This is a genomic window from Mesorhizobium sp. M7A.F.Ca.US.008.03.1.1 (genome assembly GCF_003997495.1).
Taxonomy (GTDB): Bacteria; Pseudomonadota; Alphaproteobacteria; order Rhizobiales; family Rhizobiaceae; genus Mesorhizobium.
In genome coordinates this window covers 65,394-81,494 of sequence record NZ_RZRU01000012.1, presented here as the reverse complement: position 1 = coordinate 81,494, position 16,101 = coordinate 65,394, and the positions used below count along the sequence as shown (strand labels likewise).

Sequence of the window (16,101 nt, the reverse complement as noted above, 5' to 3'; positions counted from 1 at the left end):
CCGGCGGGATCGTCACCGATGGACCTGCCGGTCCCATGTTCACGTCAACGCTCATTTCTCAGCCGTTGGCAAAAGGCACCGCGATGTAGATTTGAGCGTCGCCACGCTCGACCAGCAACAGCACCGATTTCCTGCCGGACTTGCCGGCTACGGCGATCGCCTGGGTTACCTGCCTGGCGTTCTTCACCGGCACCTGATTGACGGCAACGATGATGTCGCCGGCCTGTATTCCGGAAGCGGCGGCAGCTTTGTCGGGATTGACGCTGGCAACCACCGCGCCGTGCTGCTTGTCGGCAAGGTTCATCTGCTGGCGAATGTCGGGCGTTATGTCCATCAAGCCGAGCCCTATCGCCGGAGCGCGCCCGGCGCTGGGCGCGTCGGTGCCGCCGTCCCGCGACGCGGTCTTCACATCCTCGCTGTTGTTGCCGACATCGACGGAAATCTGCATCGGCTTGCCCTTGCGCCAGACATCGACCGTTTCCCTGGCGCCCGGCGCGACATCGGCGACCGCCCGCGACAGGTCCTTGGGGTCCTTCACGTCCTGCCCGGCAAAGCTGGTGATGACGTCACCCGTCTCGATACCGGCCTTGGCCGCCGGCGAACCGTCGTTGACCTCTGAAACCAGCGCACCGCCGGAATGGTCGAGCCCAATGGCGCTCGCGACATCCGGTGTCACCTCCTGGATCTGAACGCCGAGATAGCCGTACTGGATGGAGCCGCCCTTCATCAGCTTGGCGACCACCTTCTGAGCCTGGTCCGACGGTATGGCAAAACCGACGCCGACGCTGCCGCCATTGGGCGAATAGATCGCCGTGTTGATGCCGACGACATTGCCGGCGACATCCACCAGCGGGCCGCCGGAATTGCCGTGGTTGATCGGCGCGTCGATCTGGATGAAATCGTCGAACGGGCCACTATGCAGGTCACGGCCGCGCGCCGAGACGATACCTGCCGTGACGGTGGTGCCGATGCCGAACGGGTTGCCGAAGGCCAGCACCTGGTCGCCTGGCATGAGCTTGTCGGAATCACCCCATTTGACGGTCGGCAGGGGCTTGTCCGACTTGATCTTGAGTACGGCGAGATCGTTCTTGGCATCGCGGCCGACAAGCTTGGCCGGAAGTTCGGTGCCGTCGTCGAGCGTCACCTTGATCGAAGAGGCCCCATCGATGACGTGATTGTTGGTGACGACGGTGCCATCCGCGCCGACGATGAAGCCGGAACCCAGCGCTTCGGCGCGCTGCGGTTGCTGTTGTGGCGGCGTCCTGGGCGTCGGCATGCCCTGGTCACCGAAGAACTGGCGGAAATAGTCATCGAAAGGCGAGCCGCCTTCGAAGGGAGAGGCATCGCTCATCGTTTCAGGCTGTGCCTTCATGACGGTGGTGACCGTCACCACCGCCGGCTTGTCGGCGGCAACGATGGGTGCGAACGAGCCATTGGGCGCGGTGATGCCGGCGACAGGTGTCTGGGTCGTCGGAATGGTGTTGCCCTCGCCTTGGGCGAAAGACATGACGAAGGGGGATATGATCAGCGCAGCGCCCAGCAAGGCCGCGACGCGATGCCTACGAAGGATATCTGACATGGTCGTTTGTCCGGGCGAGAGTTGATCCAGCGCCGTGGCCTCTCCCGTGCGGGGAAATCGGTCATCGGCGTGTCGAGGTCGCAATTGCCCGTCTCGCCTACATGGCAGCCAACCGGATCGACGGCCTTGCATCTAGGGCGCGGATTGGCCCGATTTAGGGTTTTCGGGCGACCTTACGAAGATTTAATATCCGCACGGCGGCAGGGTCACAAAGTCGTCGGGCCGCGCCTTGCTGCCTCGCTGGAGCCTCAGCCACCGGCGGTTCGTCCGAGATAGGCCGTGGCAATCTCGCGCATGCGCTTGCCGTCGAAGCTCGGTCCGTGTCCACCATGACCGATGCGGATCGGCAGGTCGAACAGACGCCGCATCGTGCTGATATAGGCGGCTCGGTCGGAATCCGGCAGGTCGTCGATCAGCATGGCGTCGTAGATGGCATCGCCGCTGAAGAACAGTCCGTCGGCCTCGTCGAACAGCGCGATCGAATCCGGTGAATGGCCCGGCAGATGCAGCACCCGGAACAGCCGGTCGCCAAGATCGATGACATCGCCCTCGTCCAGGGTTCGCGTCAACGGCGCGGGCGGGATCCTGTAGTCGGCCGACTTCCATCCGGGCGCCGGCAGTTTCGAGACGGCACCCTCGAGGTCATGAAACATGTAGGCGTAGGTCGCGGCCTCATCCATGCTCCCGAACTGCGCCGCGCTCATCCTTGGTCCTGCGCGCAACGGGAATTCATGCAGCGAGCCGACATGGTCGAGATGGATGTGGGTGGCAACCACCAGCAGCGGCTTGCCCTCCGTCGTTTCGATCTGCGGCGCCAGCGGACAGATGCCCATACCGGTGTCGACGAGCAGGTCGGCATCGCGACCGCGCAGATGCCAGATATTGGCCCGCACATAGGCATGCACGAAGGGCTCGGTCAGCATCGTCGTCTTGTCGTCGACAACGCTCCTGCTGAACCAGCCGGGCATTACCTGTGAGCCGGGCATCACAAGGGTGAGCCCGGCATCAGACGAAGGGCTTCCCGACCTTGTATTTTTCCGGCACCAGCCGCTTGAGATAGGCCATGCCGGCATCCGACAGCTGATTGACATCGGGCTTCATGAAATCGTCCGGCATGTGGCGTGTCTTGCCGGCAACATTCTTGAGCGGCACTTTCTTCAGCACCGTTCCGGTGCCGTCATATTGCAGCGCCACCGAGCCGCCGCCCTGTTCGGCGACGGTGACGGCGAAAGCGCCGGCATCGAAAGCCTCCTGCGCGTCGACCGCGCTGATGGCGCCGATATAACCGCGCGGCATGTAGCCGAGGGCATCGACGCGCGCACGCTTGCCTGGCAGGCCTTCCGCCAACGCGCGCTCAAGTGCGGCCGGCAGATCGCTGCCCGACAGCTTGACGTTGCCGTGCGCGTCGCGCTCAAGCTTATCCGGCGGCACCAGGCTTTCGACCAGTGCCTTGCCGTCAGCGGTGCTGACGCCTTCCGAAACGGCGACGATGCAGCGCTTGTGACGATCGAGCGTGGCACGGACGTCGTCGATGAAGCCGGCGGCGGAGAATGGGCGCTCGGGCACGTAGACGAGGTGCGGACCGCTGTCGGGGTCGAGCTGCCAGGCGGCGGCGGCGGCGGTCAGGAAGCCGGCATGCCGGCCCATGACGATGCCGACATAGATGCCGGGCAGCGCACGGAAATCGAGATCGACGGACAGGAAGGCGCCGGCGGCGAACTCGGCCGCCGAAATGAAGCCCGGCGTGTGATCGTTTTCCTCGAGATCATTGTCGATGGTTTTTGGCGCATGGACGAAGGCAATTGAGCCGCCGGCGGCATCGGTCAGGATCTGCTGGGTACCCGACGTGTCGTTGCCGCCGATATAGATGAAGGCGTCGGCGCCGGCCTTCTTCAGGCCGTCGAGGATGATATCGCAATAGGCGGCGTCGGGCTTGTCGCGGGTCGAGCCGAGGGCGGCGCTCGGCGTGCCGGCAATCAGCCGCAGCCGGTCCTCGGGGATGGCGGAAAGGTCGACATAATTGCCGTCACGGATGCCACGCACGCCATGGATCGAGCCCAGCACCTTGGCACCGGGATGCCGCTTGCGGATCTCCAGCGTCGCCCCGACAACCGTCTGGTTGATGACGGCGGTCGGGCCGCCGCCCTGCGCGATGACAAACGTTCCAGCCATGCTTGATTTCTCCCGGCGCGATGGTTTTCAAGGCACCTTGGCCTGTCTTGTCGCATCGCGCAACGGGAGTTTCGAGCGGCGCCAGCACGCCGCATAAGCGTCAGACGACGACGACCGGATTTTTCTTGGAGACGCGGCTGTAGAGGTCGATGATGTCCTGGTTGATCAGGCGTACGCAGCCCGACGACATCGCTTGCCCGATGCTCCACCATTCGGGCGAGCCGTGGATGCGGTAGCCGGTGTCCTTGCCGTCCTGGTAGATGTAGAGGGCGCGCGCGCCGAGCGGATTGGTGAGGCCGCCGGGCTGTCCGGCTTGCCATTTCACCAGTTCAGGCTTGCGGGCAATCATCTCCGGCGGCGGCGTCCAGGTCGGCCATTCCCTGCCGTACTGGATGTTGGCGCGGCCGGACCAGCGGAAACCATCCTTGCCGATGCCGACGCCGTAGCGAATGGCGTCGCCACCCGGCTGGACGAGATAGAGCATGCGCTCCTTGAGATGGACGACGATGGTGCCGGGTGCCTCGCCTGTCGTGTCGACGACGATCTGGCGGCGGAATTCCGGCTTGACCTTCAGATATGGCACTTCCGGCACGTTGAAGCCGCCGTCGGTCAGCCCGGCATACATGACGCCGGGGCTGGTGATGTTCTTGTCGACGCTGATGCTTGGCCGGATCGGCCGCACGGAACCCGTCGTGACGTCGTCGAGCTCGAGCGCCGGCAGACCTCCGCCCGAGGTCGAGCAACCGGCGGCGCTGAGCAGCGCGAGCGCCCCAGCCCCGGACAGGATGGCGCGGCGGGAAAGATGATGATCGGTTTCGATTGCGTCGCCATTTCGCGGCGGCGTCAGACCTTGCGGCAACTCACGCATATACCCAGACCCTACGCTGTCGGCGGGGAGCACGGTCCGGCCGGATAGCGGGCATTTTCATCATTCATGGTTGATAAAGCGTGAAGACTTTGCACAGCCTGCATTTGCGCATGGCCCTGTCGACGTTCGAGCTTCTTGCCTGAACTTGAACAAAAGCTGCCGCACGAAAAGACCTCGGTCGGGTCATATTCCCGGCGCCGGCGTTTCCTACTCCTCGAACCATCAGCGAGGGGCCTCCATGTGCAAGACCTTAAAAACCGACATCAAGCTTTTTGCCGCTGCCATTGTCGCGGCGGCAACCGTTCTCGGTGCCAATGTCAGTCTGGCCGATATCGTGAGCACGCTGAGCGGCGCGAACTGACACCGATCTGCCGCTGGCGCAGTTAAGGAAATCGCCTCTTTACATTCTCCCGGGCCTAAGGATTTATCCTCTTCTTTAAGCTCAAAGGAGACGAGCATGTCCTTCGAAAACTGGGCCGCCTTCGCTGCCGCATCGACGATCCTTCTCATCATTCCGGGACCGACCATCCTTCTCGTCGTGTCCTATGCGCTGGGCCAGGGCTGGCGTACCGCCTTGCCGATGGCCGTCGGCGTGGCGCTGGGGGATTTCACCGCGATGACATTGTCGATGCTGGGCATCGGCGCGCTGCTGGCCGCGTCGGCGACCGTCTTCACCATCCTGAAGTTGATCGGCGCCGGCTATCTGATCTATCTCGGCGTGAAACTGTTTCGCGCCGGCGGCGCGCTGAAGGCCGAACCGCGCACCGACGCGGTCTCCTCGGCCAAGATGATGGCGCACGCCTGGCTGGTCACCGCGCTCAACCCGAAAAGCATCACCTTCTTCGTCGCCTTCCTGCCGCAGTTCCTCGACCGGCACGCCGATTTCTGGACGCAGATGCTGATCTTCGAGACGACCTTCCTGGTGCTCGCCTTCGCCAATGCGTTCGGCTATGCGCTGATCGCGGCACGCGCACGCAACGTGGTGCGCAATCCCAAGGCGATCCGCATCTTCAACCGTACCGGCGGCACGCTGCTGGTCGGCGCGGGCATCGCCACGGTGGCGATGCGTTCCAGCAATTGAAGACCTTGGGTTCAGGGCCCGAGGTGTGTTGAGGTTCAGGTCAGGCCGAGCCGAAAATGGCTGATGTCGAGAACCGGAGCGGAGCGGACTTTCGGGTCCGTGTTCGCTCATTGCCTTGAAGGGCGCCAAGGGCAAGCGCCTCACTTACCGCAGACCTGTTGAAATCTAAGCAGGAGCATTATCGCAAGCCAGTGCAGCTTAAGTTGCCGTTTTGGCGATATGAGAAGCGGCGAAAGGGCCGGCCTTCCGAGTGAGGCCCGGCCTACGCGGCGCGGTATTGCGGACGGTTTACTTGCCGTTCTCGAACCTGCGATGGCAGCTTCAGGCCCTTGGAGGCAACTAATAGCTCCGTTCCCACTCGCTTCGTTTCCAACGAGTAATTGATATCGAACTCGAATTGGCGGCGGTCCCGGTACAATTTCGAAACCTCTGGCGCGTTGTCATAGGTGACAACCCAAGGATCTTCCAGCTCAAGAACTGCTGATGCCAAGATGGCATGGTCCGACGGATTGTAGTAACTCGTGTAAAGGCTAGAGCCTTTGCTAAAGTACGGTGGGTCAATACAAAAAAACATGCAGCCGAGTTTCTGGCTTCTGATGTCTGAAATGAAGGCGAGTGCATCTCGCCGGGAAAGATGAATTCGATTTCTATATTTGGCTACACGCTTGATGCGGCGTATCAGATCGTCGCGATTAAAACGGCAATCGATCTTGTACGGACCGGTTTGTGCTAGGCCGCCAATCACACCTGCGTCTTTGATAATTCCAGACCGGTTTGTGCGGTTTAAGAAGAAAGCCGAAAACCCTAGAGACAGGGGATCGCCCTCATCTTGGTTGAGATGTATCTGCCGTTGGCATCGCCATTCTTCAACGGTTATGGGTGTTTTGGCTACTCGATAACAAAGCTCTTCAGTTCGATTTAGGACGCTATGCCAGAAGGACCAGATTGAAGGGTCAACATCATTGATATGGATGTCGCTGACGTGACCGCCATAAAGAAGAGACAGGGCTAGGCCACATCCCCCGGCATACGGTTCAGCATAATGACCGAACTCAAGTTTGTTGATCCGCAGCAACTCTGACACCAACGGAAGGAGGCAGGTTTTGCCGCCCGGATATCGCAGTGGTGAGGCTGTAACCGACATTGGTGGGATGCCCTTTGAATTGATTTCTAAGGGATTCTAGCATCCGGCGATTTACACGGCCATAGCTGGCTGAGCTATATTTTTGAAACAGCTTCCTCGACACATTTGAGGATGAGTTTGCGCATTTTTTCCATGTCGTTAGCGAGTTGTGTCCCGTTAAAATTCGCTGCATCCTCATCGTGTTTTGTCGTGTTCCCATACTTGGAAACCCGATCTATCGCTTGACGAAGCCCCTTGGTCTTCTCCTTGTCACCCAAGCCGTAACCAGACAGGCGCTGCACACTCAGGAAGGACGGGAAGTCGGTAGTAGAACCTATCTTCGCACACAATGATTCCAGAAAGGCCCAAAAGCCAATAGCCACCAAAGGCGTATGGGAGCCCAAAGGGATGTCGCAGATTGAAAAATAGAGGTTGGCAAGTTTGTAATTGCCCAATTTCTTCAACTCTTCCGCGATAGCCTCGTCATACGGTAACCTCTTTGGTGTACCTGGGTGCTTTGGCTTTGTTTTGGCCTTAGTTTTTCCCCCAGTTGGCTGGAGGGGTTCGGGCTCAATGGTTTCCCCTGAAAGGCCGCCAGTCCGACTAAGCTTCCGGGCGTATTCGTCAATTTGAGACTTGTCCTTACGCGATGTCACCTCACTGTTGTCCGCCAGCAGGTCCGCAATGAACTTCTTCAACAAGAGGTCGAAGTCCTCTTTCGGACGATTGAACCTGACATCAGTGGGATCAGTCTGGTCGACACCTAACGCCTCCCGGACAAGAGTATTCCCAAGGAACCGTTGCGCCGTCGTGAGTCTTCCTTTGCGCTGCTCCGGTGTGATCATTTTCGTTTTTTGTGCATAGTCTAGAACAGCTAGCGCCGTGCTATTTTTTCTTTGCCCGCTATTCCTTTGCTTTTGGTCCGCATTCCAACTTTTGCGGCCAACACCTCCCGCTAGCCCGTCGTGAAGGCGGTCAAGCCAGATCTTGGCATCAGCTCTGTTTTTGAACTCGACGCCCGCAATCTCTGAGATTGGAGTCCAGCCGACTGCAAGTTTTTCAAAGTCTTTTCGGAGATGTGGTGGTGCCAAATCAGGGTCGTTTAGCAGCTTAAGCGCACACATTCGGCGGTTGCCTTCGGCGGCCGCGTATGTGCCGGAGACTTTCCCCGGAAGAATAGCGAATAATTCCAACGGGCTTAGCCCGTGCCGAACGATATCTCTCGCTAGCGGAAGAACCATTTCGTCTTTGCAGAGATAGGAGATAACCTCTGCTTGGGTCTCATAAGGCTCGTGTCTCGGATTATCGTGGTCAAGAAAAATGCGGCCGACATCAATGAATTTTGCGACTGAACGAGTTGCCATGGTATAAATTCCCCCCAACAGGATCGTGACAACTTTAACGGATAAAGCAACCCCCGCATGCCTGACAACAAAACACAAATCGACAAGTTTCGCGATCTGGCACGGCAGATTGGCACGGCCGATTCCGAGAGCCGTTGAATGCAGCACTTAGGAAGGTGGCGAAGCCAAGCCATGGGCTGAAAGTTTGTCCTGAGTGCCAGCATGTCTTTCAGGGCAACGGCTGGGACGGGATAGATGCTCATTGGAAGGCCAAGCACGAAAGCGTCATGCCCTATGCGGAGGCATGGCCGCTCATCAAGGCCGGGAAATACCCGAAGGCTTGAAGCCATTCCCTACGATTGGATAGCGCCAGCTAAAGCCTGCTCGAACGCCTTACTGGCGCGCTCGGCGTCGGCCTTGACCATTGCCGCAGCCAATTCGGCGAAGTCTGTTGAATCAATAGAAATGCGCCACGCTGACGCCTTCAGAGGGCCGCCAGTCGCAAACCTTACGGCGATCTCTTCAACGTTTGCGTGCGCCCGTATTGTTCCGTCGCTGACCCAAACGCTGGTGTTGGCCGATGCGGCGCCACGATAAACCTTAATCGTCATCCACACCCCCCCTCGGTGTCTGCCGGCCTTCAGGGCCAGACTCCTATGATTTGGCCGGGTCTGTCAAATATATAATCGCCTCGAATTTACAATGCCTAATCTGTCCCGCATGGTTGCTAAACTGCAAAGAATACTTGACTAGACCGACGCAGTGTGTGGTTGGCGTGTCCGTGGCCTATGCTTTAGGATCGCCTTGGGCCGAGGGATCGAGGGGCCTGTCATTAGTCGATCGAAGGACATCGCATGGCAATCAGGGACGTATCCGGCCTGGCATTTTCGGGCGCAACAGAGGCGGGATTCACGCCCTACAGCCAGGCGGTGCGTGAACTGCAGTGCTTCATCGGCGATCCCGTCGCGTCGATCGACCGCGCCATCGCGGAAGATCCCGGCTTCGTCATGGCGCATGTCTTCAAGGGTTATCTGTTCGGCCTCGCCACCGAGCGGGAGGCGACGGCCGTGGCCAAAGCCTGCCATGAGGCCGCACTGCCGCTTGCCGCGACCACGCGCGAGCAGGCACATGTTTCTGCCCTTGGTCATCTCGCCAACGGGCACTGGCATCAGGCTAGCCGCATTCTTGAAGATATCACCATCGAGACTCCGCGCGACGGGCTGGCGCTGCAGGTCGGCCACCAGATCGATTTCTTCACCGGCAATGCCCGCATGCTGCGCGACCGTATCGCCCGCGCCCTGCCGTCCTGGCAGAGCGGCATGCCCGGCTACCACGCCATGCTCGGCATGCAGGCCTTCGGGCTGGAGGAAATGGGCGACTATGTCAGGGCCGAGCAGCTTGGCCGCGCGGCGGTCGACATCGAGCCGCGCGACGGCTGGGCGCAGCACGCCGTCGCCCACGTCATGGAAATGCAAAGCCGGCAAAGGGATGGCATTGCCTGGATGCAGGCCAACCCGGAAGCGTGGACAAGGGAGAGCTTCCTGCAGGTCCACAATTGGTGGCACCTGGCGCTGTTCCACTATGATCTCGGCGAGACCGACGCGGTCCTGGCCCTCTATGACGGCCCTATCTACAGCGTGCAATCAACGATGGCGCTCAACATGGTCGATGCCTCGGCAGTCCTGTGGCGGCTCGCCCTGGGCGGCGTCGATGTCGGCGACCGGTGGGCGGCGCTCGCCGCGAATTGGCGCAAGGCCGGAGCCGGAAATTATGCCTTCAACGATGCCCACGCGATGATGGCCTTTGTCGGTGCAGGGTTCGATGCGCCGGCCCTCGCTTTGCTCGAGGCTCAGCGCGACGCCATGCGTGTCAGCGACGACAATGCGGCTTTCACGCGGGATGTCGGCCATCCGCTGACGCTCGCCATCAAGGCATTCGGTGAGGGCAGCTACGCCGAGGCCGTACGCCTGATCCGGCCGATCCGCTCGATCGCTCATCGTTTCGGCGGCAGCCACGCCCAGCGCGATGTTATCGACCTGACGCTGATCGAGGCAGCGTTGCGCGCCGGTGACGGTGCGCTGGCCAGGGCGCTTACGGCGGAGCGTTCGATGGCGCGGCCCGACAGTCCGATGTCAGCGCTGTTTGTGCGACGCGCCGCCGATTTGTCGGAGAATTGACCCGAAGCGGATCTTGTTTTAAAAACTGGCCAAGCCAGATTTTTTCGAGACCCGAAAAAATTAACTGGCGTGGGAGGAAGACATGTATCTGGGCCTCGATCTCGGGACGTCGGGCGTCAAGGCGCTGCTGATCGATGCCGGGCAAACCGTCATCGGTTCCGGCCACGGTTCGCTTGACGTTTCACGGCCGCATCCCGGCTGGTCGGAACAGAATCCCGAGCACTGGATCCGGGCCTGCGAAGACGCAATCGCCGAGCTCAAATCCTCCCATCCGGATGAACTCGCGGCAGTCAAGGGCATTGGCCTGTCCGGGCAGATGCATGGCGCCACGCTGCTCGACGCCGCCGACAAGGTGCTGCGTCCCTGCATCCTGTGGAACGACACGCGCAGCCATGCCGAGGCGGCCCTCCTCGATGCCGATCCGCGCTTCCGAGCCCTGACCGGCAACATCGTCTTTCCCGGGTTCACCGCGCCGAAGCTGGCCTGGGTGAAAAACAACGAACCCGCTGTCTTCGCCAAAGTGGCAAAAGTGCTGCTGCCCAAGGATTTCCTGCGGCTCTGGCTTTCGGGCGAGCACATTTCGGAAATGTCGGATTCTGCCGGCACGTCCTGGCTCGATGTCGGCAAGCGCCGCTGGAGTGCGGACCTGCTCGCAGCGACATCGCTCGATGAAAAGCAGATGCCGTCGCTGGTCGAGGGTACGCACAAGGCAGGCGCGCTGCGCAGCGAATTGGCCTCGAAATGGGGCGTCCAGGCCGGCATTCCGATCGCCGGCGGCGCCGGCGACAACGCGGCCTCGGCCTGCGGCATGGGCACGGTCGGCGCCGGCCACGCTTTTGTTTCGCTCGGCACGTCGGGCGTGCTGTTTGCCGCCAATGCTTCCTACCTGCCCAACCCGGCTAGCGCGGTTCACACCTTCTGCCACGCCCTGCCGAACACCTGGCATCAGATGGGGGTCATCCTGTCGGCGACGGATTCGCTCAACTGGCTGTCCGAAATCACCGGGAAGAGCGCCGGCGAATTGACCACTGAGCTCGGCGACACATTGAAGGCGCCCAGCGGCGTGTCCTTCCTGCCTTATCTCTCGGGTGAGCGCACACCCTACAATGATGCCGCCATTCGCGGCGCGTTCGCCGGGCTGGCGCATGAATCGAGCCGTGCCGTGCTGACCCAGGCCGTACTGGAGGGTGTAGCCTTTGCCTTCCGCGACAGCCTCGAAGCCCTGGCCATGGCCGGCACGAGTTTGACGCGGGTGACGGCGATCGGCGGCGGCTCGCGCTCGCGTTACTGGCTGAAGGCGATTGCCACCGCGCTTCAACTGCCTGTCGACATTCCCGCCGACGGCGATTTCGGCGCCGCCTTTGGTGCCGCACGGCTCGGCCTGATTGCGGCGACGGGTGCCGATCCGCTTGAAATCTGTACGGCACCGAAGACCGATGCCACGATCGAACCGGACGCCGCGCTCGGCGGCGCCTATGCCGATGCCTATCAGCGCTACCGGGCGCTGTACCCGGCGATCAAGGTCGCCACGGCGTGAACTGGCGCTTACCCCCCGCTGGCCTGCCGGCCATCTCCCCCTCAAGGAGGGAGATCAGCAGCGTCGGTGGCTATGCCAGTCTTGCGAGGCCGGTGATTGGCGAAGGCGGAAAAGTCAGCCCATCTCCCCCCTTGAGGGGGAGATGGCCGGCAGGCCAGAGGGGGGTGCCTGGCGCCCACCCTAACAGCAAAGCCTCACTGCGCCGGCACCTTGTCGAGGAAGCCGGTGATGCTCTTCAGGCGGCCGTTCTCGATGAGGCCGATGTCGGTGCCTTCGATGACGGAAGGCGTTCCCTCAGGTCCGAGATTCCACGAGAAGCGGATCTTGTCGGCAAAACCGTCCGGCGTGCCCTTCAGCGAAAAACGAAACCCGGCAAAGCGCTGCTGCACGCCGTCGATCAGAGCCGCGACGCCTTCATGGCCATCGCCCTGCATGAGCGGATCACGGTAGCTGACGTCTTCCGTGAAGGTCGCCTTGAGCAATTCGGCCCGGCGGCCGGCATCGCTTTCGTTCCAGGCGGCGATGTAGTTCTGGGCGATCTCGTTGAGGTCGGTCATGGTCTGTCTCCTTTACTGAGTGGCTTTGACACCAGCTTTTTCGACCAGCGGAAGAACGAAACCAATTACGCCTGAGGTAATCGGGCGAACACTTCGAGAGGAAAAAACATGAGCAGCGGATTTTTCGGCGACATCAAAGAGATCAAGTATGAGGGGCCGGATTCGACCAATCCGCTGGCCTACAGGTTCTACAATCCCGATGAGGTTGTCGCCGGCAAGCGGCTGGAAGATCATCTGCGCTTCGCCGTCGCCTACTGGCACTCCTTTGCCTGGCCGGGCGGCGATCCGTTCGGCGGCCAGACCTTCGACCGGCCTTGGTTCCCCAAGGCCGGCGGCACCGACACGATGGAGCTGGCAAAGCTGAAAGCAGACGTCGCCTTCGAGATGCTCTCGCTGCTCGGTGCGCCTTACTTCTGCTTCCACGACGCCGATGTGCGGCCGGAAGGCAAGGATTTTTCCGAGAGTGCGGCGCGCCTCGATGAGATCGCCGATTACTTTGCGGGCAAGATGAAGCAGACCGGCGTCAAGCTGCTTTGGGGCACCGCCAATCTGTTCTCCAACCGCCGCTTCATGTCGGGCGCGGCCACCAATCCCGATCCGGATGTGTTTGCCTACGCGGCGGCGACGGTGAAAAGCTGTATCGACGTCACCAAGCGGCTGAAGGGCGAAAACTACGTGCTGTGGGGCGGGCGCGAAGGCTATGAGACCCTGCTCAACACCGACCTTGCGCGCGAGCAGGAACAGGCCGGCCGGTTCCTCAGCATGGTCGTCGACTACAAGCACAAGATCGGCTTCAAGGGCACGATCCTGATCGAGCCGAAGCCGCAGGAGCCGACCAAGCATCAGTACGATTACGATGTCGCCACCGTCTACGGTTTCCTCAAGCGCTTCGGGCTGGAGAAGGAGGTCAAGCTTAATATCGAGCAAGGCCACGCCATCCTGGCCGGCCATTCCTTCGAGCACGAACTGGCGCTGGCCAATGCGCTCGGCGTCTTCGGCTCGATCGACATGAACCGCAACGACTACCAATCCGGCTGGGACACCGACCAGTTCCCCAACAACGTGCCGGAAATGGCGCTGGCCTACTACCAGGTCCTGCAGGCCGGCGGGTTTAAGACCGGCGGCACCAATTTCGACGCCAAGCTGCGCCGCCAATCGCTCGATCCGCAGGACCTGCTGATCGGCCATATCGGCGGCATGGATTCCTGCGCACGCGGCCTGAAAGCCGCGGCCCGCATGGTCGAGGACAAGGCGCTGTCGGCGCCGCTGGCCGAACGCTATGCCGGCTGGAACACGGCCGAGGGCAAGGCGATGCTTTCCGGCAAACGCACGCTTGAGGATATCGCCGAGCGCGTCGTCAAGAAGAAGATCGAGCCGCAGCCAAGGTCCGGCCGCCAGGAACTGCTGGAAAATATCGTCAACCGGTACGTGTAAGGCGAGCGCCGCTCCATCTCTGGACCGACATCCGGCACCACTGGCTGAAAGCCGCCGCCATCGCCATCTGCTAGTCAGCCCACTTCGCGCGAGGCTGCCGAGGATCGCACAGATCTTCGGCAGCCAGCGTGAGATCAAGATGCCACGCGTGTCGCCGAAAGAGGACCCGTGCGGCAGCCATTATTTTTATGCATGTCGTCATCTCAAAACCGCTGTGCACTTTTGGGCGACATGCATTGGCGGGAGACGGAAAATGGCACAGGATCGAATCATCGTGCGCCCAGCGCTGGCGAGCGATATTCCGGCGCTGAAGCAGGTGCTGCATCAAACATTCGAAGGCACCTGGCTGCCGAACATCACCGAAGCAGCGGCGCAGCGCTATGTCGAGACGGATATTGGCGGGCGCTATGTCGACCAGAGCTGGTCTGAATTCGCCGTTGCCGAGATCGATGGCGAGGTCGCCGGCCTGATCCATTGGCGCGCGGATTTCATCGAGGCCCTGCACGTGATGGCATCCCGTCAAGGCCAAGGTGTCGGCCGCAAGCTGCTTTCCCATGCCGAACAGGCGATCGGCGCCGCCGGATTGGCGCAGGCGCGGCTGGAAACCGACACGTTCAACCTGCCCGCACAAGCACTCTACAAGGCGGTCGGTTATGTCGAGAAAAGTCGCTATCCCGATGACGAATGGGACAGTGGCTTCACCACGGTGCTGTTCGAAAAGCGGGTGTAGATTTCTCCTTGAACTGACCTGCCGGGGCGCAGGAACAGCTTTGCGCATGGCCCGGTCCCGCGACATGGTTTTGCCCTTCGACGCCCTTCAATGACCTCGCTCTTGCCTTCAAACTGCCGTCACGTATCTCGTATAAAAGCGGTTCGTGGCGGGAGAGGAAGAAGGAGGCGAACCGATATGCAGAACGAACGTGAAATCGACGCCCTGCTCTCACCTGGCGAGGCTGGATCGATCATCGACCGGCTGATGGCGATGCCAAGGAAAACGGACGACGCCAAGGTTTCGAACGAGTGGGATCGCGCCGTTGCCAGCCGCTTCGAAGCCCATTTGGCCAGACAGATGCGCTCGCAGATCGACGGCGACCGCCAGAACGCGGCCTGATCGTCCGTTGAAACCTACCCCCTCCGCAGCCTGACCGGCGCTTCGCCGAAAGCCCTTGAAAATGCTCTCGAAAACGCCGCGGCTGACGAAAATCCGGTCCGCCCGGCAATATCGGCCATGGCAACCCTTGTATCGACCACCAGCCGTCGTGCGGCGCCGAGGCGCAGCCTGAGGTAATAGGCTCCCGGCGTCTCACCGATCGATTTGCGAAAGATGCTTTCCAGCGTCCGTGCCGTCACCCCGGCGCGCTTGGCCACCGCTTCGATGGTCAGCGGCTGGTCGACATGCGCTTCCATCAGCCGGATGGCTTGCGCTAGGCGCGGGTCGTAGCCGTCCAGGCGGCCGAGCGAGACCAGCGGCTGTGCATCGGTCGCGGCGCGCGCCTGGTCGTAGATGAAGACGCTGGCGACATCGAGCGCGACGGCCATGCCGAGCCGCGTGCGGATGAGATGCAGCATCAGGTCGAAGGTCGGCGACGCGCCGCCCGACGTGAACACCGGCCCGTCGATGACATAGCGGTCAGGGCGGACATCGACGCCGGGGAACGCCGAGGAAAAGTCTTCCATGTCCTCCCAGTGGGTGGTGGCGCTACGCCCTTCAAGCAGGCCGGCGCGCGCCACCAGCCAGGTACCGGCCTCGACACCGCCGCACGCGCGGGCTGTCCGGGCCGCCCGGCGCAGTCCGGACAACAGAGCCGAGGTTGCATAGTTCTGGGTGCCGAAGCCGGCGACGACGACAAGAACGTCGGTCGGCTCGGCCGCGTCGAAACGGCCGCTGACCGCCACCGGCAGGCCGCATGTGGTGACCGGAGCCTCCCCGGTCACCGAGACCAGCCGAAAATCGAACAGGGTCTCGCCGGAGATGCGGTTGGCGGCGCGCAGCGGATCGACGGCCGAGGCCACGCACATGATGGACGAGCCGGAAAACACCAGCAGCGTCACCTTAAGCGGCGAGCGCTCGACGCGAAAGATCGTCGGTTTTTCGCTTTTCGTCATGGAAGCTTCGTAAAACGCAAAACAGTTTCCGGCAAGTCGGGCATTGTTGGTTGGTCTTTGTGCATGTCGTTATCCCAAAACCGGTTCCCACTTTTGGGCGACATGCATAGTGTGTCTATGGGAG

Annotated in this window: 16 protein-coding genes; 7 read left to right on the top strand and 9 right to left on the bottom strand. The window is 61.4% G+C overall.

Going from position 1 to position 16,101, the window contains the following annotated elements; translation table 11 throughout:
- Positions 1–58 precede the first annotated feature (58 nt).
- From EOA16_RS18140 to EOA16_RS18125, 4 genes are all read right to left on the bottom strand, one after another.
- On the bottom strand, positions 59–1,579 hold the full coding sequence (locus EOA16_RS18140) for a DegQ family serine endoprotease (RefSeq protein WP_127259502.1): 1,521 nt from the start codon (positions 1,577–1,579) through the stop codon (positions 59–61).
- 248 nt (positions 1,580–1,827) lie between these two features.
- On the bottom strand, positions 1,828–2,547 hold the full coding sequence (locus EOA16_RS18135; RefSeq protein ID WP_127259501.1) for an MBL fold metallo-hydrolase: 720 nt from the start codon (positions 2,545–2,547) through the stop codon (positions 1,828–1,830).
- 37 nt (positions 2,548–2,584) lie between these two features.
- Positions 2,585–3,751: a diphosphate--fructose-6-phosphate 1-phosphotransferase gene (locus tag EOA16_RS18130; RefSeq protein WP_127259500.1), complete on the bottom strand. Its 1,167-nt coding sequence runs from the start codon at positions 3,749–3,751 to the stop codon at positions 2,585–2,587.
- A 100-nt stretch (positions 3,752–3,851) separates the two neighbouring features.
- The gene (locus EOA16_RS18125; RefSeq protein WP_127259499.1) at positions 3,852–4,619 is read right to left on the bottom strand and encodes a L,D-transpeptidase; all 768 of its coding nucleotides are present in this window, start codon (positions 4,617–4,619) and stop codon (positions 3,852–3,854) included.
- A gap of 238 nt (positions 4,620–4,857) precedes the next feature.
- Here EOA16_RS18125 and EOA16_RS33555 point away from each other — a divergent pair, with 238 nt between their 5' ends.
- Positions 4,858–4,980, top strand: coding sequence for a hypothetical protein (locus tag EOA16_RS33555; protein WP_013528283.1), 123 nt, complete (start codon positions 4,858–4,860; stop codon positions 4,978–4,980).
- A gap of 96 nt (positions 4,981–5,076) precedes the next feature.
- Positions 5,077–5,700 carry a LysE family translocator gene (locus tag EOA16_RS18115; RefSeq protein ID WP_127259498.1) on the top strand — a complete coding sequence of 208 codons (624 nt, stop codon included), beginning with the start codon at positions 5,077–5,079 and terminating at the stop codon, positions 5,698–5,700.
- Between the two features lie 262 nt (positions 5,701–5,962).
- On the opposite strand, the gene EOA16_RS18110 is transcribed toward EOA16_RS18115, so the two are convergent.
- The 3 genes from EOA16_RS18110 to EOA16_RS18095 all read right to left on the bottom strand — a co-directional run bounded on the left by EOA16_RS18110 (position 5,963) and on the right by EOA16_RS18095 (position 8,777).
- Entirely contained in the window at positions 5,963–6,844 is an 882-nt protein-coding gene (locus tag EOA16_RS18110) for a DNA adenine methylase (RefSeq protein ID WP_127259497.1), read from the bottom strand.
- Positions 6,845–6,918: 74 nt separating this feature from the next.
- Positions 6,919–8,187, bottom strand: coding sequence for a hypothetical protein (locus EOA16_RS18105; RefSeq protein ID WP_127259496.1), 1,269 nt, complete (start codon positions 8,185–8,187; stop codon positions 6,919–6,921).
- A gap of 332 nt (positions 8,188–8,519) precedes the next feature.
- Entirely contained in the window at positions 8,520–8,777 is a 258-nt protein-coding gene (locus EOA16_RS18095; RefSeq protein WP_127259495.1) for a hypothetical protein, read from the bottom strand.
- Between the two features lie 243 nt (positions 8,778–9,020).
- On the opposite strand from EOA16_RS18095, the gene EOA16_RS18090 reads away from it, so the two are divergent.
- On the top strand, positions 9,021–10,343 hold the full coding sequence (locus tag EOA16_RS18090; protein WP_127259494.1) for a tetratricopeptide repeat protein: 1,323 nt from the start codon (positions 9,021–9,023) through the stop codon (positions 10,341–10,343).
- An 82-nt stretch (positions 10,344–10,425) separates the two neighbouring features.
- Positions 10,426–11,880 carry a xylulokinase gene (gene xylB, locus EOA16_RS18085; RefSeq protein WP_127259493.1) on the top strand — a complete coding sequence of 485 codons (1,455 nt, stop codon included), beginning with the start codon at positions 10,426–10,428 and terminating at the stop codon, positions 11,878–11,880.
- Between the two features lie 194 nt (positions 11,881–12,074).
- Here the strand turns inward: xylB and EOA16_RS18075 are convergent, their stop codons facing one another.
- Positions 12,075–12,437 (bottom strand): nuclear transport factor 2 family protein, encoded by a 363-nt coding sequence (locus EOA16_RS18075; RefSeq protein ID WP_127259492.1) that lies wholly within the window; start codon positions 12,435–12,437, stop codon positions 12,075–12,077.
- Positions 12,438–12,545: 108 nt separating this feature from the next.
- On the opposite strand from EOA16_RS18075, the gene xylA reads away from it, so the two are divergent.
- From xylA to EOA16_RS18060, 3 genes are all read left to right on the top strand, one after another.
- Positions 12,546–13,871 (top strand): xylose isomerase, encoded by a 1,326-nt coding sequence (gene xylA / locus EOA16_RS18070; RefSeq protein ID WP_127259491.1) that lies wholly within the window; start codon positions 12,546–12,548, stop codon positions 13,869–13,871.
- Positions 13,872–14,124: 253 nt separating this feature from the next.
- Complete coding sequence (locus EOA16_RS18065; protein WP_127259490.1) at positions 14,125–14,601, top strand: GNAT family N-acetyltransferase; 477 nt, start codon at positions 14,125–14,127, stop codon at positions 14,599–14,601.
- Positions 14,602–14,778: 177 nt separating this feature from the next.
- Positions 14,779–14,982, top strand: coding sequence for a hypothetical protein (locus tag EOA16_RS18060; protein WP_127259489.1), 204 nt, complete (start codon positions 14,779–14,781; stop codon positions 14,980–14,982).
- 14 nt (positions 14,983–14,996) lie between these two features.
- Here EOA16_RS18060 and EOA16_RS18055 read toward each other — a convergent pair whose 3' ends face one another.
- The gene (locus tag EOA16_RS18055) at positions 14,997–15,977 is read right to left on the bottom strand and encodes a GlxA family transcriptional regulator (protein WP_127259488.1); all 981 of its coding nucleotides are present in this window, start codon (positions 15,975–15,977) and stop codon (positions 14,997–14,999) included.
- Positions 15,978–16,101: the final 124 nt, after the last annotated feature.